This is a genomic window from Serinicoccus kebangsaanensis (assembly GCF_008919445.1).
Classification (GTDB): Bacteria; Actinomycetota; Actinomycetes; order Actinomycetales; family Dermatophilaceae; genus Ornithinicoccus; species Ornithinicoccus kebangsaanensis.
The window spans coordinates 1-22743 of the sequence record NZ_VSLG01000007.1; the positions used below are offsets into that span (position 1 = coordinate 1).

At 74.4% G+C, this 22743-nt stretch carries 20 protein-coding genes and 2 tRNA genes; 7 read left to right on the forward strand and 15 right to left on the reverse strand.

All coding sequences use genetic code 11. The annotated features are described in order from the left end of the window. Positions 1–48: 48 nt before the first annotated feature. The 6 genes from FXF60_RS08985 to FXF60_RS09010 all read right to left on the reverse strand — a co-directional run bounded on the left by FXF60_RS08985 (position 49) and on the right by FXF60_RS09010 (position 4679). Complete coding sequence (locus FXF60_RS08985) at positions 49–816, reverse strand: hypothetical protein (protein ID WP_202879597.1); 768 nt, start codon at positions 814–816, stop codon at positions 49–51. 128 nt (positions 817–944) lie between these two features. After that, a tRNA-Ala gene (locus tag FXF60_RS08990) sits at positions 945–1020 on the reverse strand. A 62-nt stretch (positions 1021–1082) separates the two neighbouring features. After that, complete coding sequence (locus tag FXF60_RS08995) at positions 1083–2159, reverse strand: SepX/GlpR family protein (RefSeq protein WP_151525639.1); 1077 nt, start codon at positions 2157–2159, stop codon at positions 1083–1085. A gap of 143 nt (positions 2160–2302) precedes the next feature. Then, positions 2303–2929, reverse strand: coding sequence for a GNAT family N-acetyltransferase (locus FXF60_RS09000; protein WP_151525640.1), 627 nt, complete (start codon positions 2927–2929; stop codon positions 2303–2305). Beyond that, a complete protein-coding gene (moaC, locus tag FXF60_RS09005; protein ID WP_151525641.1) occupies positions 2926–3408 on the reverse strand; it encodes a cyclic pyranopterin monophosphate synthase MoaC in 483 nt (160 codons plus the stop codon). The genes FXF60_RS09000 and moaC overlap by 4 nt, the downstream gene beginning before the upstream one ends. Then, positions 3408–4679, reverse strand: coding sequence for a molybdopterin molybdotransferase MoeA (locus tag FXF60_RS09010; protein ID WP_151525642.1), 1272 nt, complete (start codon positions 4677–4679; stop codon positions 3408–3410). The genes moaC and FXF60_RS09010 overlap by 1 nt, the downstream gene beginning before the upstream one ends. A 37-nt stretch (positions 4680–4716) precedes the next feature. Between FXF60_RS09010 and FXF60_RS09015 the strand changes: the two genes are divergently transcribed. After that, positions 4717–5346 carry a 5-formyltetrahydrofolate cyclo-ligase gene (locus FXF60_RS09015; protein ID WP_151525643.1) on the forward strand — a complete coding sequence of 210 codons (630 nt, stop codon included), beginning with the start codon at positions 4717–4719 and terminating at the stop codon, positions 5344–5346. Here the strand turns inward: FXF60_RS09015 and FXF60_RS09020 are convergent, their stop codons facing one another. Beyond that, a complete protein-coding gene (locus tag FXF60_RS09020) occupies positions 5347–8031 on the reverse strand; it encodes a penicillin acylase family protein (protein WP_151525644.1) in 2685 nt (894 codons plus the stop codon). A gap of 60 nt (positions 8032–8091) precedes the next feature. On the opposite strand from FXF60_RS09020, the gene FXF60_RS09025 reads away from it, so the two are divergent. From FXF60_RS09025 to mscL, 3 genes are all read left to right on the forward strand, one after another. Continuing rightward, a complete protein-coding gene (locus tag FXF60_RS09025; protein ID WP_151525645.1) occupies positions 8092–8496 on the forward strand; it encodes an FmdB family zinc ribbon protein in 405 nt (134 codons plus the stop codon). Positions 8497–8536: 40 nt separating this feature from the next. Further along, positions 8537–9175, forward strand: a complete 639-nt coding sequence (locus tag FXF60_RS09030; RefSeq protein WP_192796672.1) for an SAF domain-containing protein — start codon at positions 8537–8539, stop codon at positions 9173–9175. A gap of 164 nt (positions 9176–9339) precedes the next feature. Continuing rightward, the gene (gene mscL, locus FXF60_RS09035; RefSeq protein WP_151525647.1) at positions 9340–9747 is read left to right on the forward strand and encodes a large conductance mechanosensitive channel protein MscL; all 408 of its coding nucleotides are present in this window, start codon (positions 9340–9342) and stop codon (positions 9745–9747) included. A 333-nt stretch (positions 9748–10080) separates the two neighbouring features. On the opposite strand, the gene FXF60_RS09040 is transcribed toward mscL, so the two are convergent. From FXF60_RS09040 to FXF60_RS09050, 3 genes are read right to left on the reverse strand one after another with little or no spacing between them, the layout of a single operon-like run. After that, entirely contained in the window at positions 10081–13656 is a 3576-nt protein-coding gene (locus FXF60_RS09040; RefSeq protein WP_151525648.1) for a PDDEXK-like endonuclease domain-containing protein, read from the reverse strand. A 9-nt stretch (positions 13657–13665) separates the two neighbouring features. Beyond that, positions 13666–14934 carry an MFS transporter gene (locus FXF60_RS09045; RefSeq protein WP_238335784.1) on the reverse strand — a complete coding sequence of 423 codons (1269 nt, stop codon included), beginning with the start codon at positions 14932–14934 and terminating at the stop codon, positions 13666–13668. 34 nt (positions 14935–14968) lie between these two features. Beyond that, positions 14969–15313 carry a UBP-type zinc finger domain-containing protein gene (locus tag FXF60_RS09050; RefSeq protein WP_151525649.1) on the reverse strand — a complete coding sequence of 115 codons (345 nt, stop codon included), beginning with the start codon at positions 15311–15313 and terminating at the stop codon, positions 14969–14971. Between the two features lie 143 nt (positions 15314–15456). On the opposite strand from FXF60_RS09050, the gene FXF60_RS09055 reads away from it, so the two are divergent. Next, on the forward strand, positions 15457–15933 hold the full coding sequence (locus FXF60_RS09055; protein ID WP_192796673.1) for a GyrI-like domain-containing protein: 477 nt from the start codon (positions 15457–15459) through the stop codon (positions 15931–15933). A gap of 20 nt (positions 15934–15953) precedes the next feature. Here the strand turns inward: FXF60_RS09055 and FXF60_RS09060 are convergent, their stop codons facing one another. Together FXF60_RS09060 and FXF60_RS09065 are read right to left on the reverse strand one after the other, a co-directional pair. Continuing rightward, the gene (locus tag FXF60_RS09060) at positions 15954–16574 is read right to left on the reverse strand and encodes a hypothetical protein (protein ID WP_238335785.1); all 621 of its coding nucleotides are present in this window, start codon (positions 16572–16574) and stop codon (positions 15954–15956) included. A 49-nt stretch (positions 16575–16623) separates the two neighbouring features. Next, positions 16624–16696: transfer RNA gene (locus FXF60_RS09065), tRNA-Arg, on the reverse strand. Positions 16697–16764: 68 nt separating this feature from the next. Between FXF60_RS09065 and FXF60_RS09070 the strand changes: the two genes are divergently transcribed. Continuing rightward, positions 16765–17664 (forward strand): aminoglycoside phosphotransferase family protein, encoded by a 900-nt coding sequence (locus tag FXF60_RS09070; RefSeq protein WP_192796674.1) that lies wholly within the window; start codon positions 16765–16767, stop codon positions 17662–17664. Between the two features lie 24 nt (positions 17665–17688). On the opposite strand, the gene FXF60_RS09075 is transcribed toward FXF60_RS09070, so the two are convergent. Further along, a complete protein-coding gene (locus FXF60_RS09075; RefSeq protein WP_151525653.1) occupies positions 17689–18153 on the reverse strand; it encodes an SRPBCC family protein in 465 nt (154 codons plus the stop codon). A 77-nt stretch (positions 18154–18230) separates the two neighbouring features. On the opposite strand from FXF60_RS09075, the gene FXF60_RS09080 reads away from it, so the two are divergent. Next, positions 18231–18707, forward strand: a complete 477-nt coding sequence (locus tag FXF60_RS09080) for an OsmC family protein (protein WP_151525654.1) — start codon at positions 18231–18233, stop codon at positions 18705–18707. Between the two features lie 12 nt (positions 18708–18719). Here the strand turns inward: FXF60_RS09080 and FXF60_RS09085 are convergent, their stop codons facing one another. Then, positions 18720–21479, reverse strand: coding sequence for an AAA family ATPase (locus tag FXF60_RS09085; RefSeq protein ID WP_151525655.1), 2760 nt, complete (start codon positions 21477–21479; stop codon positions 18720–18722). After that, a complete protein-coding gene (locus FXF60_RS09090) occupies positions 21476–22711 on the reverse strand; it encodes a metallophosphoesterase (RefSeq protein ID WP_151525656.1) in 1236 nt (411 codons plus the stop codon). Before FXF60_RS09090 ends, FXF60_RS09085 begins: the two co-directional genes overlap by 4 nt. Positions 22712–22743: the final 32 nt, after the last annotated feature.

Below are 22743 nucleotides of genomic sequence, written 5' to 3' on the forward strand. Positions count from 1 at the left end.
GCTGGAAAGCCGCCCTGGGAGAGCTCTCCCTCGTCTACCCCGACCGCATCAACGCCCACCTGTAAACCCACTGTGACTCACATCACTTACACAGACATCTTGACAGGCTCCAGCCTGCACGAACTGCTTGGCGCCCCAGGGCGCATCGCAGACGTTGCCATCCCGGTCGAGGCGCTCGACGGCCAGCGAGCTGAGGTCAGGGGCCGCATCCCCGATGTCCGGGTCCGCCCCGGCATCTGCGCCGCGACGGAGCGTCTCCTGGGTCCTGAACAGGGCCTGCGCGACCTGCCCGGCATCCTCGTGCGGCAGCTGGGAGGCCTTGCGCCAGAAGTGCTCGACCTGCCCCCATGTCGCCACGCCTGCGCGGAGCGCGTCGCGGACCGGCCCACGCGTGGACACCGGCGCCAGGGCGACCGCGACCAGCTGCCGGGCCGCGCCGCGGCCCATCCCGGTCAATGCGCAGATCTCGACCGCGGCCACCGACTTGGCCCTGGCCCGCCACCGGTCCCGCGCCGTCCGGGACAGCTCGGCCGGGTCGGCCACGTCCTGCCGCGCCAGCAGCTCCTCACCCGTGCGCGCAGCCAGCTCCCCGGCCCCGTGCAACCGGGCACCCTCCACCCGCCGCGCGAGCAGATGCGCCGCCTCGATGCCGTCGAGGCACTCATCCGCAGACAGCCCCTCCCGCCCGGACAGCAGCGGGCCAACCAGAGCCAACAGGGCCTCGTCGGTCAGACCCGACAGGGCACTCCCGTCATGCCCAGCGCCGCCCACGCCTGGCTCGTCTGCGCTCCCGCCCTGCACCGCCGTCGCGGTCATGCCCCTCACCCCCCGGTGATCGAACTGATGCGATGATCTTAGCACACATGTTCGAACTCGGCAAGAAACTGTGGACAGCGAAAGAGCCCGCCGATCAACGACGGGCTCTCTCCAGACGAACTGTCCGATGGTGGAGCTGAGGGGAATCGAACCCCTGACCTTCTCATTGCGAACGAGACGCGCTACCAACTGCGCCACAGCCCCGTGTGCGTCACCAGACTATACAGACCAGCAGCTCACCAACCCAAACTGCTCAGGCGTCCCGATCAGCCGACGCGGTGGATCTGCGGAAGGTCCTCGAACTCCTCCTCGAGCGCCATCTCCGTGCCGTCCGCCGGCAGCTGCGTCGACCCGGTGGCCGGCTGCGCCGCGCCACGATATGCCTTCGCCTTGAGCGTGTAGGTGGGCGGCGGGACGGGGGTCGGGCTCCACGACCCGGGTGCGGCCGGGCTCTCGGCGTCGTCCGCCACCTGGGCTTGGGCGGAGGCGGCTCCTGCCGTCCGGGCGACGAGGCCGGCCTCGACCTCGTCGATGTCGAAGATGGCCGGGCGGGCCGGCTCGAGGTCCACGACGCGGCGTGCGGATCGGGGCGCGGCCGCCGCCCGGGCCTGGGCGGCGAGGGGCGACTCGTCGGCCTCCGCCGTCACGGCCACCTCGGCCGGGGGCGCGACCTCGGCCTGGGGGCTCGTGCGGGTGTCCCCGTCCGTGGCCATCGCGGGCTGGGCCAAGGACGCCCCGGCCTTCCTCGACGGCGCTGCGGCTCGGGTCCGCGCACGACGAGCGCGCTGCGAGGCGGCCGACCGGCGCACGAGGAGCAGCGTCGCCGCCAGCACCCCGACGCCGACGAAGCCCCACCACCAGTCCAGCACCGGGCTCACGCCCAGCGAGACGAGCGCGACCATGACGACCGAGGCACCCAGGAGCGCGATCGCGCGCACCTGGGCGGCGCGGCGGGCGCGGCGCAGCGCGGGGGTCGGCCGGACCGCGGTGGCTCCGGTGAGCGGTCGCGTGGCGGCGGGTCGGCCCTGCTCCGACGTCGCGGGCCGGGCATCACGGCCGGCGGCGGGTCGGGTCTCGGCAGCCGGCGCGCTCACGCCCCGCTTGACCACGACCTCCGGGCGGGCGGGACGCAGCGGGGACACCGAGTAGGCGGCCGGAGCCTGCTCCGCGATGTCCGGCCGCGGCAGCGCGCGCCGACGCTCCAGCACGCGCATGGCATCGGAGAAGCGGTCCACCGACCGCGCGGTCGCGACGTGCTCACGGCGGCGGACCCAGTGCTGCACGAGATAGACAGCCCAGACCGCCAGGATGACGACGAAGATGAAGCTGCTGACCGGGGGCACGAACCTCACGGTAGGTGCCGGTCCGGCAGGATGGAGTGAGGTTGCCGGAGTGTCGCGGGAGTTTCTGCTGTGACTGCCGTGAACGCCCCGCCCAGGCCCCGTCCCGCCCTGCTCCGCGCCCGGTCACGACGCGACCCGTCAGGTCACCCGGCCCGACCCTGCAGCAGCGGCACCAGGCCACCCGGGGCATACCCTCCCCGCCGCAGATCCTCGACCACCACCGCGAACGACCGGTGGTCGGCCCACCGGCCGTCCACGTGCATCAGGCCCCGCTGCCGCCCCTCCTCCGGCAGCCGCAGCCGCTCCACGACGGCGAGCGAGGCGGCATTCTCCGGCCGGATCGCCACCTCCACCCGGTGCAGCCCCGCCTCCAGCAGCGCATGGTCCACGAGTGCCGCCAGCGCCCACGTCGCCACCCCGGTGCCGGTCGCCTCCCGGTCCAGCCAGTAGCCAGCCCACCCCGACCGGCGGGCACCCCACAGCACGTCGAAGAGCTGCATCTGGCCGACCAGCCCACCGTCCACCTCGATGACGAAGGGCAGCACCAGCCCGTCCCTCGCCCCCCGGTCCAGCACCCGCCGCATCTGGTGGAAGGGCAGGCTGTCGGTCGACTCCCCCGGAGCCGTCGACTCCCAGGGCCGGAGCCAGGCCTCGTTGCGCCGCCGCAGCTCCTCCCACGCCGACCGGTCGCCCCGGACCAGCGGGCGCAGCGCCAGCCGCCTCCCGTCAGGCAGCTCGTGCCGGACGGCGACCGGCCAGCGCCAGCTCACTCCTCACGCACCCAGTCCCCGGAGCGCCCGCCCGACTTCGCCACCACCCGCACGCCACCGATCACCGCGAGCCTGTCGACCGCCTTGATCATGTCCACCAGCGCCAGCCCGGCGACGCTGACGCAGGTCAGAGCCTCCATCTCGATCCCGGTGCGGTCGGCTGTGCGCACGGTCGCCGTGATCTCCACGCCCCCGTCGTCCACCTCCAGGTCGACCTCCACCCCGTGGATGGCGATCGGGTGGCACAGGGGCACCAGGTCAGGGGTGCGCTTCGCCGCCTGGATGCCGGCGATCCGCGCCACCCCGAGCGCGTCCCCCTTGGGCACGGTGCCCTCCCGCAGCGCGGCGACGGCGGCCGGCGCGAGGTCCACCCTTCCCCGGGCGGTGGCGGAGCGCGCGGTGACCTCCTTCGCGCTGACGTCGACCATGTATGCCGTGCCGTCCGACCGCAGGTGGGTCAGACGCGGTGCGTCGGTCATCAGCCGTCCTCGTCGTGGTCGTCGTCCTCGGCGTGCAGCCGGGCGTCGATCTCGGCCTGCGGGCGCAGCAGCAGCAGCTCCACCTCGGAGCCGGCCGCGACCTCTGTGGCGTCCGCCCCGGAGATCGCCAGCGCGTCCGCCACGGCGAGCGGCCCGACCAGGTGCGAGCCCGGGCCACCCGCCGGCGACACGGCATACGCGCCGGTCGGGTCCCGGTCGACCCGCACCCGGGTGTAGGTCTGCCGCTCCGCCGAGCTGCGCCATCCGGTCGTGGCCAGTCCGCGCGCCAGCCGACCGCCCTCGCGCCGCCCGGCCCGCCGCTGGATGGCCGGTCGCACGAAGACCTCGAAGCTCACGAGCGTGCTCACCGGGTTGCCGGGCAGGGTGAAGACCGGCACCTCCTGGCGCCCGAGCACACCGAAGCCCTGCGGCTTGCCCGGCTGCATCGCCACCTCCACGAACTCCATCGACCCCTGCCCGGTGAGCACCTTCTTGACGATGTCGAACTCCCCCTTGCTCACGCCGCCGGTCGTGATGACCAGGTCGGCGTGCTCCAGCTGGCGGTGCAGCTGCTTCTTGGTGGCGCTCTCGTCGTCGGGCAGGTGACCCACGTGCACGACGTAGGCCCCGGCGTCGCGCACCAGCGCCTCCAGCATCGGGCCGTTCGAGTCGATGATCTGCCCCGGGCCCACCTCCTCGCCGGGACGCACGAGCTCGTCGCCCGTGGACAGGATCGCGACCCGCACGGGACCGACGACCTCGACCTCGTTCACGCCGGCGGACAGCAGCGCCGCGATCTCGCCGGCGCCGATCCGGCTCCCGGCCTCCAGGACGAGGTCACCCTCCCGCACGTCCTCACCGGCCCGTCGGATGTTGGCCCCCTCGTCCGGGTGGACGCGCAGCTGCGGCTCGTGCGGATGGGCGTCGGTGTCCTCGACCCGGACGACGGCGTCGGCGCCGGCCGGCACCGGCGCACCGGTCATGATCCGCCACACCTGCCCGGGTGCCAGCTCGTGCGCCTCCTGGTCCCCCGCGGCGATGTCGCCCGCGACCGGGAGCACCACGGGGCTCTCCGGGCTCGCGCCGTCGAGGTCGGCGCGGCGCACGGCATACCCGTCCATCGAGGAGTTGTCGAAGCGCGGGAGGTCGGTGCGGCTGTGCACGTCGGTCGTGGTCACGAGGCCCTGGGCGCGACGGACCGGGAGCGTGACCGGGGCCACGGGTTCGATCTGGGCCAGCACGGAGTCCAGGTGCTCATCCACGGTGATCATGGCCCCACCCTAGGAGCATCGGCCACAATCGGGCGGCATGAGCCTGTCCCTCCCGCCCTACCGTCCGAGCGCCGACGTCGCCGCCGACAAGGCGGAGTGGCGGGCGCTCGTGCGGGCGGCCCGCCGTGAGCTGGTGTCGACCTGGACGGACGGGCGGCGGGACGAGGTCGCCCGCTCGCTCGGGGAGGGCGGTCTGTCGCACCTGCGCCGGTATGCCGCCGCCACCGGTCGCGCGGAACTCGCCGGGGCGACGGTCACCGCCTTCGAGCCGATGCGCACCGAGCCGCCCGTCGACGGGCTCACCTCGGTCCTGCGGCGGGCCGGCGTGCGGGTGCTCGTGCCCCTCACGCTGGAGCGTCCTCGGCTGGACTGGGCCGACCTGGCCGATCCGGACCGGCGCCCCCTCGGGGAGCAGGCGCTCGCACACGTCGACCTGGCCTTCGTCCCCGGACTGGCGGTCTCCCGCGCCGGGGTGCGGCTGGGCCAGGGCGGCGGCTACTACGACACCGTGCTGCCGCGGCTGCGCGAGCTCTCGGGCGGGGCACCGGTGGTCATCGTCCTGCACGACCACGAGGTCGTCCCCGACGTCCCCGCCGCGGGACACGACGCGGTCGTCGACGGGGTGCTGCGGCCGGCCAGCGGGGTCACCCCCCTCCCGCTGCCCTGATCAGCCGTCCTGGGGGACCAGGGTGAGCGTGTCGGTGCCGGCCTCCTCGACGGCCGCGCGGGTGAACGCCCACGGGAAGGTCTCCCCCTCGACCCAGGCCTGGATCTGGTCGTCGTAGTGGGCGTGGAAGGGGTGGCCGGACATCCCGGTCTGGTTCACCCAGGTGGAGGCGTCCAGGTCGGCCAGGTCCACGACCATCCGCATGGAGGGGGCGGAGGTGACGTCGAAGCTGCCGCTCGCGGCGTCCCAGTTCATCGCGTTGACCATGGCGCTGCTGCCCGAGACCGGCAACGGGCCGCGGTTCACCATGCCCTGCACCAGGCCGGGCACGCCCTCGGCCCCGAGGACCTCGTGCCGCAGGTGCGCCTGGTGCAACTGCCCCCAGCTCCAGTCGTCCGGGTTCTTGGAAATGGTGCGCGTCAGGTCCAGGCGGGCATCCACCAGGGCGGTGCGCAGCACCTCGTCCCGGGACTCGATGACGCCCGGCGTGCGCTGGTCGTCCCACCAGACACTCTCCGGCGTGGCCATCAGCTCGGACATCACCTGCATCGAGCGCGAGTTGCCGTCCGCTCCCAGGTCCGGCGGCAGCTCGTCGTCGAAGACCGCCTCCAGCAGGTTGTCGTAGACGGCGTAGAAGTAGGCCGCCGCGGCGGACTGCTCACCCTCCGCGGGTGAGGTGCCGTCCCAGTCGCGCAGCAGGTCCTGGGGCTCGGTGTAGAACCCGCCGTCCAGGTCGATCGAGGTGAGGAACGGGACCACCTCCAGCGCGAAGGTGCTGGTGTCGTCGAGCTGGATCGCGGTCATGTCGGCCGACGTCAGCGGGCCGTCGTCGAGGTGGCTTCGCAGCAGCTCGAGGATGCGGCTGGAGCGGTAGCCCTTGTCGAACTCGCTGGTGAGGAAGGGGGTCGACCCCCGGACGACGGCCTGGTTGGCCGCCACGACCATCCCGTCCTCGGGGTTGTATGCCGAGGGCAGGTCGTCGAAGTCGACCCACCCGGTCCAGGCATACTGCTCGTCCCAGCCGGGGGCCGGGTAGTAGCCCGGTGGGGTCGCGTGCGTGGCGGTGCGACGGATGGGCACCAGCCCCGGTGCCTGGTAGCCGATGTTGCCCTCGGTGTCGGCGTAGATGAGGTTTTGCGAGGGCACCGCGAAGAGCTCGGCGGCGCCGCGGAACCCCTCCCAGTCGGTCGCCGCGTTGAGGGCGAAGACGGCCTCGGCGGTGCGGGACGGCTCCAGGCCGGTCCACCGCAGCGCGACCTCGAAGTCGCGGGAAGTGTGCACCCCGTCGATCGGGCCGTTGTCACCCATGACGCCCACGTCGGCGAGGACGTCGGACACGATCGGGCCGTTGGAGGTCTCCCGCACCTGCAGCTGCACGTCGTCACCACCGGCCACCCGGATGGTCTCGGTGCGGACCTCCATCGGGACCCGCTCGTCGTCCCGCAGGACGGTGTCCCCGGAGGTGTCCTCGAGGTAGAAGTCGGTGACGTCCGGGTCGAGGTTGGTGAAGCCCCAGGCGATCGACTGGTTGTGGCCGATGATCACGCCCGGGAAGCCGGCGAAGGTGAAGCCGGTGACGTCGAACGGGCAGGCCGAGCTCACCTCGCGGCAGTGCAGCCCGGCCTGCATCCAGATGCCCGGCTGGGAGATCCCGAGATGCGGGTCGTTGGCGAGCAGGGGACGCCCGGACTCGGTGTGCTCGCCGGAGACGACCCACGAGTTGGACCCGATCCCCTCACCCCGACCCAGCAGCTGCGGCACCGCGGCCAGGACGGAGCCCGTGTCCTCGAGGGCCTCCTGCGCACCGCCGGCCAGCCACTGCCGCGTGGTGTCCGAGGTCGGCCCGTCGGGGGCCAGCGGCTCCCCGAGCCGCCCCAGCTCGGCCGGGTCGGTCTGCCCCGGCACCGGAGCGAGCACCGTGCCGCGGCTGCCACCCCTGGTGTCGGTCACACCGGGCGAGGGCCGCTCCGGCGGGGACCACTCGCTGGGAGACAGGATGGGCGGATGCTCGTCGAGGGGGTAGTCGGGGTAGAGGTTCTCCAGCTGGTCCAGCGAGACCTGCCCGACCAGGCGGCCACGGGCCAGCTCCTCGTCGTAGTTGCCCCTCAGGTCCCACGCCATCGCCTTCAGCCAGGCCAGCGAGTCCACCTCGTCCCAACTGCGGACGGTATACCCCGGGGCGCTCTGGGCGAGCGCGACGTACTCCACGCCCATGGCCGACGGCGCCCGCTTGCTGTCGATGTAGGCGTTGACCCCGGAGGCGTAGGCGGACAGGTAGGTCCGGGCGTCCGGGGAGAGCAGCGCGAGCTCCTGCTCGGCGACCCGCCGCCAGCCGAGGGTGCGGATGACCCGGTCGGTCTCGACCCCGGCCTCGCCCACGAGCTCGGACAACCGCCCGCTCACCACGTGCCGCCGCATGTCCATCTGGAAGAAGCGGTCCTGCGCGGCGACGTAACCCTGGGCCCGGAACAGGTCCTCGGGGGTGTCGGCGTAGATGTGCGGGACGCCTCGCTCGTCCCGGATGACCTCCACCTGCCCGGCCAGCCCCGGGACCTCGAGCTCGCCCGAGACCTGGGGGAAGGCCCGCCGGGCCAGGCCGACGCCGATGACGGCCGTCGCCACGGCCACGACCACCAGGATCGCGACCGCCGGCACGGCCACGCGCTGCCACAGGGGTCGGGACACGGCCCCCAGCCTAGGCGACGGTGCGGAGGCACCGCGGGAGGCGACGTAGAATCGGCCCTCGTGCCCACGTATTCATACGTCTGCCGGGACTGCGGCCATGCCTTCGACATCCAGCAGGCCTTCACCGACGACGCGCTGACCGTATGCCCGGAGTGCGCGGGTTCGCTGCGCAAGGTCTTCAGCGCGGTGGGGGTGGTCTTCAAGGGGTCGGGCTTCTACCGCACCGACTCGCGCGGGTCCGGCACCAGCTCCTCCGGCAGGGGCGAGTCCGGCACGTCGGACTCGGGCAAGGGCGAGTCCGGCACGGGCGAGCGCACAGGTGGGACGAAGACCAAGGACGGCTCGGGGTCGACCGGCTCGTCCTCGGGGTCGTCCTCGACGACCGGGGCTTCGTCCTCGGGCACCGGCAGCTCCTCGTCCACACCCACCAAGCCCTCCGGCTCGTCGTCCACAGCCTCCCGCTGACCCCTGGCCCGCCCGCGCGGGCCTGCCTACCGTCGGGAGGGTGACCCGACGAAGCGCCCGCTCCCCCGCGGTGCACCACCGCGCGCTCTCCCGGCTGCTCGGGAACCCTGCTCTGCGACGCTGGCTGGCGGCCGCGCTCGCCGCGCTCACCGTCGGTGGGAGCCTGCACCTCGTGCTCCAACGGCCGGGGCCGGGCGAGGTGCCCGCCCTGGTGGCGGTGCGGGACCTCCCGGTCGGCACCGTCCCCCGCGCCGCCGACACCGAGCTGCGCCACCTGCCGCCGGACGCCCTGCCCGCCGGGGTGCTGACCGAGCGGCCACCGGCCGGTGCAGCCCTGGCGGTGCCGGTCCAGGCGGGCGAGGTGCTGACCGGGGCCGACCTGCGCGGCAGCGCGTTGCTCGACGGTCTGGCCGACGTGGTCGCCGTCTACCTGCCGGTCGCCGACGCGGCCGTCGCGCAGACCGCCGGTGCCGGTGACCGCGTCGACGTGCACAGCCCGGTCGACGGGGCGGTGGTCGCCCGGGAGGCCCTGGTGCTCCGGTCCACGTCGGCGCAGAGCCCTGGCCTCTGGGTCGCCGTGGACGAGCCGACCGCCGCCGCGCTGGCGGCGGCGCGAGGGGCAGATCCGCTGGGCACCGCCCTCCTCGTCGCGCTCCACGCCCACGGCCCGCCTGGTTGACGCGTGAGTAACCTCACACGACGGCCTCCCCCGAAAGGGTGATCGTCATCGCTGGTGCGGTATACACTTCTCGACTGGCCCCAGGGGCGAGGTATCAGCGGGCCATCACCCAACACCCCTCCGAGCGAACCGCCCTGCCTGCGCTCGGGACGAAAGGAGAGGCCATGCTCAGCGGCTTCAAGGACTTCATCATGCGCGGCAACGTGGTCGAGCTGGCCGTGGCCGTCGTCATCGGCTCGGCGTTCGCCGCGGTCGTGGACACCATCGTGTCCAGCATCATCACCCCGCTGCTCAACGCTGCCGGTGGCGCCGAGGCCTCCGGTCTCGGGTTCCGCATCATCTCGGGCAACGACGCGACCTACATGGACTTCGCGGCGATCGTCAACGCCCTCATCGTCTTCCTGCTCACCGCGGCCGTCGTGTACTTCGTGCTCGTCGCCCCGATGAACAAGATGACCGAGCGCCTGAACCGCAACAAGCCGGTCGAGGAGGAGCCCGTCACCGACGAGGTGGCGACGCTCCGCGAGATCCGCGACCTGCTGGCCCAGCGCCGCGCCGACGGCTCGCTCTGAGCGACCTCGCGCGGGCAGCCGCTCGCACCGGGACGCCCCGGCACGGACCACGGTCCGGGCCGGGGCGTTCTGCATGTCAGTCCCAGTGGGGCGGTCGTTGCTCGAGGATCCAGCTGTCCCGGGGGTCCAGACGGCGGGGGTGCGCAGTGTCGCGGGCGCGGCGGTCATCGGCCGCGGGGTCACGCCGCTTCCCAGAGGGCACGTCGTCCGACTGGTCCGAAGCGGGGTTGGTGGGCGGCGCCACCGCCCGTCGGCGACGGGTGCGCCGCCGCTCCCCCGGGTCCCGACCGGACGGCGCGGCAGCGCCCTCGTCGGGGCCGCCGTGCCCGCCCATCAGCCGCGCTCGCGCAGCGCCTGCAGCACCCGGGCGACCTCGCGGGCGGGGTCGGTGAAGACGTCCGTCGTCCGGATCCGCACCGGGGCCCAACCCATCCGGGTGAGCTGGTCGTGCCGCAGCCGGACGTCGTCGCGGCCGGGCGCGGGGGCGGAGCCGTCCCGTGCGTCGCCGTCGACGGCGACGGCATACACCCCCTCGTCCGTCGGCGAGACGACGGCGACGTCGACGGCGTGCGGGCCGTGGCCTACGCCCTCCTTGACCTGCAGCCCCTCCGCGCGCAGCCGACGCACGAGCTCGGTGAGCACCGCGGAGTGATGACCGTGCTCCTCGGCGTCGGGCACCAGCGCCCGCCGCACGATGCCGCCCCCGTGGCTGCCGCCACCGGCCCAGCCCTCCACGGGCGTCGCCGTCACGATGTCGACGCTGCGCCGGGCCCCGGCCAGCGCCGCCCCGGCGACCTCCGCCCGGGCGAGCGCCTCGGGCGAGCACACCCAGACCACGCGGTCCCGGGTCTGGCCCGCCACCCGGTGGACGGGGAGCACGAGGAAGGCCTCGCTGTCCCGCTCGTCGTCGGAGAGCGAGGCCGGCAGCTCGGTGCCGGCCAGCGCCGCCCGCAGCGCGATCCCGGCGTCCTCCGCACCCGCCTCGTCGTCGGTGACCAGCAGCAGGCTCTCCGGGCCTGACCTCGCATGCGCCAGGACGAGCTCGACCGCCTTCTCGACCCGCGCCTGGATGTGGCCGTCGACGACGTGCTCCCGCACGCAGGCACCCCGGGCGGTGCCCGGGAAGGAGTGCACCGGCCGGGGCATCAGCGGTGCGAGCGGCGCTACCAGCCCCTGGTCCAGGGCGCGGTAGTGGACGCCCAGGTGGCGCACGGGCAGCACGGCGGACGCCTGCTCCAGCAGTGACGCGCCGTCCGGCCGGCCGGGGTCGGTCTCCGCCCGGGGGTCGGCGACCACGGAGAAGGTGCGCGGTCCGGGTCCGCCGCTGTCACCGACGACGAAGACCTGCCGACCGCGCGCCAGCGCCGGGGCGCACCGCGCGGTGGTGGTCCTGGCGGCACCGTCGACGACGACCAGGTCGAGGGTGAGGTCGGGCGGCAGCACCGCCGGGACGGTCAGCGGACTGGTCAGCAGCACCGGCGCCGCGGCCAGCACGACGTCCGGGGCCCGGCTGATGATGTCGCGCGAGTCCACGGCGCCGACCCTGCTGGCCTCCAGGGCGCGCTGCCACGCCGCCAGCTGGGAGGCGTGCCCGGACAGGGTGCGGCGCAGCCGCCGCAGGACCGCCCGTCGCGCCCGCAGGGCGTTGCGGTGCAGGTGGGCTCGGTCCGCGGCGCGGAAGGTGCGCTCGGCCTCGCGCACGGCCTCGCCGCCCACCTGCTGCGGCACGGCGTCGGAGGTGAGGTGGTCCAGCACGGAGCTGCGGTGCACGAAGCGCACCTCGGCGCCGACCCGCTCCGCGGGCACGCCCCGCCGGGCCAGGTCGTCGATCAGCTCGCCGAGACCCCGCTCCCGCAACGGGGCGAGCAAGGGGTGCGCGTGCGCAGCGACCGCCGCCCGGTCGGCTCGGGCGTCGAGCCGCACCAGGCGCTCGAGCACGGTGTCCAGGTGGGTGGTGGACAGCTCGTGGCCGGTCGAGGTGCCGCTCAGCGCCTGCTCCAGCCAGGCCAGGTCCTCCCCGATCGGGGTATGCGCCGCCAGCGCCTCGTCCCAGCCCTCCGGCGCGGTGGGGCGGGCCGCCTTCCCGGCGACCTCCTCCCACTCGCGGCGCTCGTCGCGCGCCATCCGGACGCGGTGCGCCAGGTCCGGGGGCGGAGTGCCCGGGCGCAGCTGCTGCCGCACCTGACGACGCAACCGGGCGCGGGCGACGGCACCGGGGCGCTGGACCGCGGTGTCGAGGTCGGTCGACCCGAGGGCCGCGACCATCTGGTCCAGCGGCGCGTCGTAGATGCCCGGTGAGAAGTGGTCGAGGGTGTCGCTGGCGCGCGCGATCAGCCCGAGGCGGTGGGCCCACTGGGTCAGCGTCGACGGCGCCGGCATCCCCGCGGCCCGGCAGATGGCGTCCGCCTGGTCGCGAGCGGTGCTGAACTCGCCGGAGACGAGTCGAGCCACGATCTCGCCGGCCCGGGAGGCCTCGTCCTCGCTGGTGAGGCGGGCGGCATACCACGGGTCCTCGGTGCGGGTGGTCGACCAGGCGCCGCCGTCCGCCGCCTCGATGAGCGCGTCGGTCACGGCGGACAGCTCGTCCTCGGTGAGGGTGCGCAGCACGTCGAGCGGGAGGCGGACCCGGGACGCCGGCGGGTGGTCCAGTGTCCCCAGCGCGGAGAGGTCGTCCTCGGTGCGGGCCAGGGTGAATCCCCATGGCTCGTGCTCGCGGTGCAGCACGTCCCGCTCCCGGCGCAGCACGGACAGGGCGTCGGTCCGGGCCGGCAGCGGGTCCGGACCGAGGTCAGGCTCGTCCTCGGCCGGCAGCCGGTCGAGCGCGTGGCGGACCGCCGCCAGGGTCGCGCGCATGGACGCCGGGTCCTCGGCGAGGGAGAGGCACAGGTCGCCGAGGCCGACGTGGTCCAGCCGGCGGCGCAGCGCCTCCAGCGAGCTGCGGTCCTCCGAGCACACCATGACGGTCCGCCCCTCGGAGAGCGCCGCGACGACGACGTTGGCGATCGTCTGGGTGGCGCCCGTCCCGGACGGCGTGTCCAGCACCAGGTCACCGCCGTGCGAGACCTCGTCCACGACCAGCCGCTGCGAGGCGTCGGCGTCCAGCGCGCTCAGCTCACGTGCCGGGTCGTCGGCCCGCTCCGGGTCCGGGGCCGAGGTGCGTGGCGACACGTCCGCCCCGGCCAGCGCGGCCACGACGTCGTGCCCGGCGAGCGTCTCGGGGTCGCCGGTGTAGGAGGTGACCAGCGGCAGCTTCGCCCACGGGAAGGTGCTGATGACCATCTGCGGGCCGATGCCGAACCCGGCCATCTCGACGCAGATGTCCTCCAACGCCTGGTAGGTCAGCCGAGGGTCGAAGCCGTGGCTCTGCGAGGACAGACCGGCCAGCAGGGCCGGGTCGGGCTGCAGGTGCGCCTCGCTGCGCAGGTAGTGCTCCAGCACCGGGTTGAAGACGACGTCCTCGTGCAGCTCGAGCACGAAGTCGGAGTGCGCGGCGTCCGTAGGGGTGATGGTGCAGGCCCGGAGCAGCACGGGGGCCCGTGGCGGGACGGGCACCCGGTGCAGCGTCCACGTGGCCAGCCCGATCGCGAGGAAGCTGGTCTCCAGCCCGTGCTCCCGCCGCATCTCGGTGACCTTGTCGCGGATCCCGCCGATCCGGCGCCGGGCGTCGGCGAAGGCGACCTGCTCGCGGACCAGGTCGGACAGCGGCGTCGGCCGACCGGACAGGAGCTTGGCGACCCCGCCCGGGTGGGCCAGGTTGAGGTCGAAGGTGCCGGTCAGAGACGTCCGGTGCCAGAGCAGGGTGTTCGGGCCACCGAGCTCGGCGACCTCGTGGCGCCACGTCGTGCGGGCGCGCTGCACCGCCTCGACGCGTGCCTCGTCGAGGGTGTGCGGGGGGCGCAGCGAACTCACCGGCACAGGCTAACGACTCGGGCTGGGTGCACCGACGCGCGCCACGGTGTAGGCCCCGAGCAGCACCGCCGCGAGGGCCGCGAGAGCACAGAGCAGGGCATAGCCGAACAGGTCCATGACGACTCCGGCCAGGGCGCCGCCGGCTGCGGCGGTCAGCCCCATGACCAGGTCGGCCGCACCCTGCACGGATGCGCGCTGGCCGACCGGCACCGAGCCCGCGATCGTCCCCGAGCCGGCGACCATGGTGCAGGACCAGCCCAGCCCGAGGATGACGAGACCGGCCGTCAGCCCGCCGGAGAAGCCGGCGTGGCTCAGCCCGGCGAGCAGGCACGCCAGCACGAGCAGCCCGACCCCGATGAGCACCACCGGCCGGGCACCCAGCCGGTCGGTGAGCTGACCGGTGACCGGCGCCAGGCCGTACATGCCGAGGATGTGCAGGCTGATGACCAGCCCGATCAGCTCGATCTCGGCCTGACCGTGCCGCATGTGCAGGGGTGTCATCACCATGACGGCGACCATGACCACGTGCCCGACGGTGAGCGCGGCCGTCCCCCAGAGCGCGGCAGGGGTGCGACGGATGAGCCGCAGCCCGTCCCCGACGTTGCCCTGCCGTCCCACCGGTTGCTCCGTGTCGACGCCGGCCAGGCGGCGTGCGGTGATGAGCGGATCCGGTCGCAGGGCGACGTGCAGCACCGCCGCGGCGAGCCCGAAGGCGATCGTCGAGAAGACCCACGCGCCGGCGAGCGGCGGCAGCCCCAGCCCGAGGGCGACCGCCCGGCCCGGGCCCACCATGTTCGGCCCCAGCACCGACCCGAGCGTCGTGGCCCACACCACCCAGCTGAGCTGACGGCCGCGCCGCTCGGGCACGGCGAGGTCGGTCGCGGCATACCGCGCCTGGCTGCCCGCCGTCGTCGACGCCCCGAAGAGCGTGGTGCCGACGAGCAGCAGCCAGAACGTCCCGCTGGCGGTCGCGGCGATCGCGAGCGCCGCCCCCAGGGCGCCTACGAGGTATGCCGTCGCGAGCCCGAGCCGGCGACCGTGCCGGCCCATGAGCGCGGCGATCGGGATGGTGAAGAGTGCTCCGCCGAGGACCTGGGTGGTGGTGGCCAGACCGGACAGGGCGTCCCGCCCGCTGACGTCGGCCGCGACGATCGCCCCGACCGCGATGCCGCTGGCCACCCCGATGCCGCCGAGGGTCTGGCTGCCCATGAGGGTCAGCACGGTCCGGGACTGGACCTGCGCCGGGTCGACGGCAGGGCGGAGGACGCGATCGGTCACGGTGGCACTATCGCAGGCCGGAGAGCCACGCGGGTCAGTGGATGCGCATGCGCCAGTCGGCCGGGACCCTGCCCGCGGGCCCGGGGACGGGCTGGTCCTCCGGCCGGCTGGTGGGGGCGGCGAGCGCCGGCCCGAGGACGCCCTTCTCCTTCGCGTAGGACCAGAACCAGTCCTCACCCGGCTCGAAGCTCTGCACCACCGGGTGACCGCTGTCGCGGAAGTGGGCGCTCGCGTGCTGACCCGGTGAGCTGTCGCAGCAACCGACGTGGCCGCACTCGGCGCACCGGCGCAGATGGACCCACCACCCCTGTGCCTCCGTGCACTCGGCACACCCGGTGCCGCTCGGCGGCACCTCTGCCCTGATCCCCTCGATGCTCATCTGCGGCTCCTCTCGCGCCCGTCCCCCTATTCACGCACGCGGAGGGGTATGCCGTCCACGGGCGGCGAGACGCGGTGGCACCGATGACTTGGGCGCTGCTCGTCGGTCACCATGGGCACGACCCGTCGCACGAGAGGACCCTCATGTCGGAACAGACGTCGCCCACCCTGGAGACGGTCGGAACAGCCCGCGTGGCCGTGGTCAGCGGCACGGACGTGCCGGTGGCCGATGTCCGCACCTTCTTCGACTCCGGCTTCGGCACGCTCGCGGACGCGCTGCAGCAGCAGGGCGCCGAGCCCACCGGGCCGGCCTTCGCCCGCTACGCGCGCGAGCCGGGCGACACCATGGACGTGGAGGTCGGCTTCCCGGTCGGGCCCGCCGTCGAGGCCACCGATGCGGTCCAGGTCACCGAGCTCCCCGGCGGGCCGGCGGCGCGTCTGGTGCACGAGGGCGCGTACGACGACCTCGGCACGTCCTGGGAGCGACTGGTGAGCTGGGCGCGCGACCAGGGGGCGACGCCGCTGGGCTGGTTCTACGAGGAGTACCTCACCGAGCCCACCCCCGGTGCCGACCCGGCCGACATGCGGACCCGGCTCACGCTGCCGCTCCAGGAGAGCTGACCGCCGCCGGATCCGCACGGTCACGACCCGGCGACGTCGTCCGTCGAATCGCGTCGGCGGCGCCGCTGCCGCAGCACCACGAAGGTGGCCACGGCCAGCAGCAGCCCGGCGGTGATGGTCAGCACGGTGCTCGCGGTGCTGCCCAGCGCCTGCGAGAGCAGGATCCGGGTCTGCGAGGTAGGGTCGGCCAGGATCACCGCCACGAAGGCCGCGACCAGGACGGTGGCGAGCATCATCGGGACCCGCTCCCACCGCCCGGTGAGCCCGGCGCGCTGCTGCAGCAGACGTCCCGCCTTGAGGATGCGGCCGGCACGGACCAACCGGAGCGCGCCCACGACGCGCAGCAGCCGGAGCAGCTGCACCGGGCCGACCGCGAGGATCACGGCCACCACCACGGCCACGGTCAGGAGCACCAGCCACCAGTGCCTGGCGAGCCAGGCCTTCCGGTCCTCGGCGACGAGGAAGAGGATCAGGGTCTCCGCCACCAGCACCCCACCGGCCAGCCAGTTCGTGACCGTGCCGATGGTGGAGTAGGGCTCGGCGAGCAGGGTGAGGAACACCGCCGGGACCGAGGCCAGGGCCGCGACCAGCACGGGCAGCGCCAGCCGCTCCTCCCAGGCATCCTCCCGGCTGCGCGCCACCGTCACCTCCTGGTCCGCGGGCGGGCGACGCCACCGCCGGCCACAGGCGTGCCCCCGGCAGGATTCGAACCTGCGACACCCGCTTTAGGAGAGCGGTGCTCTATCCCCTGAGCTACGAGGGCGGACCGGGCTCGTGGCGCCGGAACCGGGCACATCGTCTCATGCCCGGATGCCGCCCTAGGGTGGGCTGGTGATCAGCTCCGAGGACCTGAGGCGAGCGGCCGCGGGCCTGGACGACCGCTTCGGCGCCGCCCGGGCGAGGGCCTTCGGGGAGGCACTGCCCGGGGTGGTCTCCGAGCTCACCGAGCGGTGGCAGCTCGAGGTGGAGGGCCGCTACGCCTCCGGCGCCACCTCGGTGGTCCTCGGGGCGACCACGGCGGGCCGCGGGCCTGCCGTCCTCAAGGTCAGCCCCGATGCCGCCTTCCTGCGCAGCCAGGTCCAGATGCTCCGTCACCTCGCGCCCACCGGTCGGGTCCCCCGGGTCCTGGCGGACGACCCCGCCATGGGCGCCGTGCTGCTGGAACGCGTCCTCCCGGGGCACACCCTCGACCGCACCCGCTCCTCCCCGCCGTCGGCGCAGGAGTGGGCGCTGCTGCTGGGCGACCTGCACGGGACGGCGGCGGCCGGGGTGGACGGCACCTTGGCCGCCCGGTGCGAGGAGATGATCGACCGCATCGGCGCCCGGCAGCAGCTGCCGTCGGTCCGCGCCGAGGTGCCGGACACGCTGTGGCAGCGGGCGGTCGCCGACTGCCGGGAGCTCCTCCGGCAGGGCCCCGACCCCGTGGTCATCCACGGTGACCTCCACCTGGGCAACGTGCTCGACGGTGGCAGCCGTGGGCTCGTGGCGATCGACCCCAAGCTGTGCCTCGGCGACCCGTGCTTCGACATGGTCGACTTCGTCATCGCCGACGGCGACCCTGCGGCCATGCGGGCGCGCGCGGACGAGCTCGCCGTGCTCGTGGGCATCGACCCCGACCACCTGCACCGCTGGACCCGCGTCAATGCCGTGGTGACCGCGATCTCGTCGATCACCTGGGACGGCCCCACGGGCCGCAGCACGGCCCTGCTGGAGCTGGCGGCCGGCGGGTGAGGCGGACGCCGTCCTGCGGCGCCCTCAGCCGGTCGCCGCGGCCGCCAGGTTGCCGAGGCTGGCCTCCAGCTGCTCCTCCTCGACCAGGGGGAAGCTCACCTTCGCGAGCAGGTCCGGGTCGGTCACCTTGCCCCAGTCGTAGGTGAGGTGCACCTCGGTGCTGTCCGGGCCCTGCGGCGTCAGCTCCCACACCCACTCCCAGCCGGGGGGCTCGGTGCCGGCGGGAGCGGTCTGCCAGGCCAGCAGCTTGTCCTTGGCGTAGCCGGTGACGTGGTTGTCGGTCTGGTAGTCCCCACCCATGTGATCCCCGGACATGTTCATCGTGAAGACCTGCCCGGTCTCGGTGATGCGGTCGCCGTGGTCCACGGACCGCACGAAGCCGGACCCGTCGATCGCCACGTGGTTCTCCGGCAGGGTCAGCACCTCGAAGACGTCCTTGGCGGCGACGTCGATGGTGCGGGTGACCGTGATGGCTCGCTGTTCGCTCATGCTCTCGACGCTAACGAGGTGGGTGCCGGCGCGCGAGCCGAGACGGTGCAGCCGGCCCGACCTGCCACGCTGGGGACATGGCGACGCACACCTACCAGCTGGGCCTCTCGTGGACCGGCAACCGCGGCTCGGGCACCTCGGGCTACCGCGACTACGACCGGTCGGTGGTGGCCACCAGCGAGGGTATGCCCGACCTCCCGCTGTCGGCGGACCGCGCCTTCCGCGGGGACCGGGGGCGGTGGAACCCGGAGGTCCTGCTGGTCGCCGCGCTCAGCGAGTGCCACCTGCTGTCGCTGCTGCACGTCGCGGTCACCCACGGCGTCACGGTGGTGGCCTACGAGGATGCCCCGGTCGGCACGATGGAGCAGTCCGGGATCGGGGGGCGCTTCACCCGGGTCCTGCTGCGCCCGGTGGTGACCGTGGCCCGGGCCGCCGATCTGGAGCAGCTGCCCGCGCTGCACGCCGAGGCGGCGCAGGCCTGCTTCATCGCCGCGTCGGTGAACTTCCCGGTCGAGCACGAGCCGACCGGCCGCGTCGCGGTCCCGCCGTCCTGACCGGGCACGCCGTCACGACGCCTCCAGGCGCACGGTCTGCGCGTCGGGGATCGAGGCATACCGGTCCGGGGTGCAGGTGAGCAGGATGACCTGGACGTCGCGGGGGTCCGCGCCCGCACCGCCGGCGAAGATCCCGCCCATCTGCTCCAGCCGCTGCGGATCGGAGTAGCCGAGCGCGTCGTCGATCACGACCGGCACCCCCTGGGTCGGGTCGACCAGGTGCGCCACCGCAATCCGGGCGAGGATGCCCAGCTGCTCCTTCGCGCCACCGGAGAGCTCGTCGAAGGGCACGGTCGTGCCGTGCAGCGTGCGGGCCTGGACGCTGAGCCGCTGGTCCACGGTGACCGCGAAGCTGTCGCCGTAGACCCGCCGACCCAGTCGCTCCAGCACGTCGGTGAACGGTCGGACGTAGGCCCGGTGCGCCGAGTCTCGGTGCTCGTGCAACGCGCCCCGCAGGTGCCGGACCGCCCGCGCGCGACGATCCACCGCGGCCAGCCGGCGCTCGGCCTCGTCCAGCCCAGCCTCCGCCAGCTCGTAGAGCTCCCGGCGTCCCTCGCTGGCCGCCAGCTCGACCTGCCCGGTCAGGGCGTGCAGGTGGTCCCGGGCGCGCTCACGCTCGGACCGGAGCCGGGCGAGCGCGGCCTCGTGCGCACGGACCTGCGCGGCCAGGCCCTCCACGTCCGCGTCGCTCATCGCCTGCCGGGCCTGCGCCGCCCGGGCCTGCGCCTCGGCGAGCGCCGCCTCGTGCTCGGTGGCGCGGTCGTCGAGCTCGGAGTCCGGCAGCTGCGCCCGCTGCTGGTCCAGGAGCTCCTGCTCCTGCTCCGCACGGGCCCGCTCGCCGTCCAGCTGCCCCGCCAACCGGTCCAGGGCGGTGGTCACCTCCCGGGCCTGCCGACCGGCGGTGGCGAGCTCCGCCGAGGCGGCACGTCGGGCCTCGCGGCGGGTCCGGACCAGCGCGGCAGCCACCCGCTCGTCCTCGGCGACCTGCGCCCCCTCCGGGGCGGGGTCCGCCGCGGGGGGCAGGTCGGCGGCCAGCGCCTCCACCCGCGCCCGCAGGCCGTCCCGGCGATCCGTCAGGGCAGCCGGCACCGTGGCCGCCACCGCGCCCGTCAGGGGAGCGAGGTCGTGCGCCGCCAGCACCGCGGCCAGGTCCCGCTCCGCCTCCTCCAGGGCACGCTGCGCCGCGGCGGTGCTGGCGGCGCGCTGCTCGACCTCGTCGGCATCCCGGCAGCCGAGGTCGGCCACCGTGTCGGCCAGCGCGGACCGGGCTGCGGCCACCGCCGCGCGGCGCTCACCCGCCTCCGCCGACCGGACCACCACGCGCGCGGCACCGGGCACCACGATCTCCAGGTCGTCCGTCGCGGCGACCTGCCGCGACTCACCGGGGGCGAGGGTGGCAGCACTCCCACGGCCCGACCGGCCCGGCGTCGGGTGGGCCGCGTCGGGCGACGGATCGGGCGCGGGCGAGCCGTCGCTGTCGACGGCACCGATCTCCACCGGGGCACCGAGGGACTCGACGAGGACCGCCGCGCTGGCCGACTCGTGGCGGGCCTCGAGCACGGCCAGTTCCTGCCGCAGCCGCTCGACCTCCCGCCGACGGGTCTCCGAGACCGGGACCTCGGGCATCGCCGCCCGCGCGCGGGTGAGCGTCTCGACGCGCCCGGCCACCTCGGCGACCGCCCGCTCCAGGGACGCCAGCTCGTCGGTGGCCTCCGCCAGGGAGCGCCGCCGCCGGGCCTGCTCCAGGTCGTCCTCGGCCTGCTCCACCGCGGCCTCGGACGCCACCAGCCCGGCCTCCGCCTCACGCAGGGAGTCCGCGACCCGCTCCGCCTGCCGCTCCAGCGTGGTGACCTCCTGCTCGTGCTCGGCCACGGTCGCGCCCAGACGGGTGAGCGAGTCGACCTGCCGCCGTCTCGCCTGCTGCGCGTGCGCCGCGGCCCGGGCCATCGACCGCGCCGCGTCGCACCGCTCGGTGGCCCGCTGGTGCCCGGCGACCAGCTCGGCGACCGCCTGGGACCTCTCCCGCGCACCCCGCAGCTCGGCCTCGGCGACGGCCAGCTCCTCGGTGCGGTGCTGGACGTCCGCCTGCGCCTGGGCCTGCCGGGTCAGCAGGTCCTCGGCCTCCACCATCCGCCGATGGGCCTCGGCCACGTCCTCCTGGGCCGCGGTCCAGGCCTCGATCGCGGCCCGGTAGTCCCCCGTCGGGCGGGCGGTCCGGGACGTGAAGTAGCGGAGGTACTCGTCCTCGACCAGGTCGAGGACCTGCTCACCGTCGCCGTCGTGCAGGTGGGCGTCCGCCGCCGCGTCAAGCGCCTCCTGCAGCACGCCGCTGGACATCAGCGGCACCAGGGTGCCGTCGTCGGACTGCGCCAGCCGCAGGGCCTCCCACAACGTGGTGTCCAGGGCCGCGGTGAGCTCCTCCAGCCTGGCCTGTGCCGCCGCGCCGGTGAGCTGCTCGGGCCGCTGCCCGAGGATCTCCAGCTCGGTGCGCGGGCTGCGCAACCACTGCTTGGCCAGCCGCACCCGCTGCCCCGCGAGGGAGAACTCCGCCTCGACGAAGGGTGCCACGTCCCGTCCGATCGGCTGCAGCGCCTGGGCCCTGGCGCTCCTCGAGGTCGCCTTGAGGTCCAGCAGCCGGTCGAAGGCCTCGAGCAGGGTGGACTTGCCGATCTCGTTGGGTCCCTCGACGACCACCACCCCCGAGTCCGGGAAGTGGACGGTCCGCTCGGTGACGCCCCGCACGTCGCGCAGCGTGATCCGGTGCAACCTCATGCCCTGCTCCGGCCCAGGCGGTAGAGGAGGGAGAGCGCATCGCGCGCGCTCTCGTCGTCGTCGGGGCGGCCGACGACGAAGGCGGACCGGCCACCGGGCTCGTCCTCAGCCACGCTCTCGCCGCCGTCGCGGGGCGTCTGCGCGGAGTCGTGCGCCTGTGCCTGGATCTGGTCGACCGCCGAGGCGAGGTAGCCCCCCAGACCCAGCTCGCGCCATACCTCCTCGTCGGAGACCACGGCCACGTCGCGGTGCTGGTCCCGCTCGACCAGGGCACCCAGGTGGTCCCGGTGCCGCTCGCGCACCTCCTCCAGCCGGGCGTGCGCCGCGACCGACAGGGTGCCGCGCAGGTTGACGAAGGTGATGGTCCGCTCCTTGTCGGCCAGGGCCCCGAGCTCGGCGTCCAGCGCCTCGACGTCCGCGGGTGCGTCGACCTGGCGGTCCAGCGTCAGGAAGCGCCAGGTCGAGACCCGGTGCGGTCGGACGCGCGCCCGCTCGCCGGCCGGGCGGGAGGGGTCGACGTCCACCACCAGCACGTGCCCGGGGTCGACCTCGGTCTCCCGCGTGGGCTCGGGAGTGCCGGAGTAGACGATGTCACCGCGGCCCGCGACCTCGGTGTGCGAGTGCCGGTCCCCGAGCGCGACGTGATGCACCCGACCCTGGTCGAGGGCCTCCACCAGCGGAGCGGTCCGGATGGTGGCGGAGTGGCGCCACTCCGGGTCGAAGTCGTCCACCGCGCCGTGTCCCACGACCACCCGGGTCACGCCGTCGGGGGCCACCCCCTCGGGCAGGGTCGCCACCGCCTCGGCCACCAGGTCGCGGCCCGGATGCTTGCTCTCCCAGGGCGCGGCGACCAGCTCCACCCCGGGCGACACCTCGTGCGCGCCGGCGACCTCGAGCACGTGCACGTGCTCGGGACGCTCGGCGAGGAACAGCTCGGAGCGGTAGATCGACGCGGCGTCCAGCGGGTCGTGGTTGCCCGGCAGGAGGTAGACCGGGACGGGCACCGAGCGCAGCGCGTCCAGCGCGCGACGCACCGTCTGGCCGGTGAGGTGGTTGCTCTCGAAGACGTCCCCGCAGACGACGACGAACTCACAGCCCTGGTCGTGGGCGATCCGGCCCAGGCGACGGATGGCGTCCGCGCGAGCCGCGGTGAAGCGCGCCTGCGCCTCGGGCTCGAGGAAGCGGCGGGTCAAGCCGATCTGCCAGTCGGCCGTATGCAGGAAACGGACCATCTGGTGCGCCCTCCTCTCACCGGTCGACCAGG

Excerpts from the sequence above, each read along its gene's own strand:
- FXF60_RS08985 (WP_202879597.1), bottom strand. The coding sequence starts at position 816 with ATGACCGCGACGGCGGTGCAGGGCGGGAGCGCAGACGAGCCAGGCGTG.
- moaC (WP_151525641.1), bottom strand. The coding sequence starts at position 3,408 with ATGACCGACGCACCGCGTCTGACCCACCTGCGGTCGGACGGCACGGCA.
- FXF60_RS09010 (WP_151525642.1), bottom strand. The coding sequence starts at position 4,679 with ATGATCACCGTGGATGAGCACCTGGACTCCGTGCTGGCCCAGATCGAA.
- FXF60_RS09015 (WP_151525643.1), top strand. The coding sequence starts at position 4,717 with ATGAGCCTGTCCCTCCCGCCCTACCGTCCGAGCGCCGACGTCGCCGCC.
- mscL (WP_151525647.1), top strand. The coding sequence starts at position 9,340 with ATGCTCAGCGGCTTCAAGGACTTCATCATGCGCGGCAACGTGGTCGAG.
- FXF60_RS09050 (WP_151525649.1), bottom strand. The coding sequence starts at position 15,313 with ATGAGCATCGAGGGGATCAGGGCAGAGGTGCCGCCGAGCGGCACCGGG.
- FXF60_RS09055 (WP_192796673.1), top strand. The coding sequence starts at position 15,457 with ATGTCGGAACAGACGTCGCCCACCCTGGAGACGGTCGGAACAGCCCGC.
- FXF60_RS09075 (WP_151525653.1), bottom strand. The coding sequence starts at position 18,153 with ATGAGCGAACAGCGAGCCATCACGGTCACCCGCACCATCGACGTCGCC.
- FXF60_RS09080 (WP_151525654.1), top strand. The coding sequence starts at position 18,231 with ATGGCGACGCACACCTACCAGCTGGGCCTCTCGTGGACCGGCAACCGC.
- FXF60_RS09085 (WP_151525655.1), bottom strand. The coding sequence starts at position 21,479 with ATGAGGTTGCACCGGATCACGCTGCGCGACGTGCGGGGCGTCACCGAG.
- FXF60_RS09090 (WP_151525656.1), bottom strand. The coding sequence starts at position 22,711 with ATGGTCCGTTTCCTGCATACGGCCGACTGGCAGATCGGCTTGACCCGC.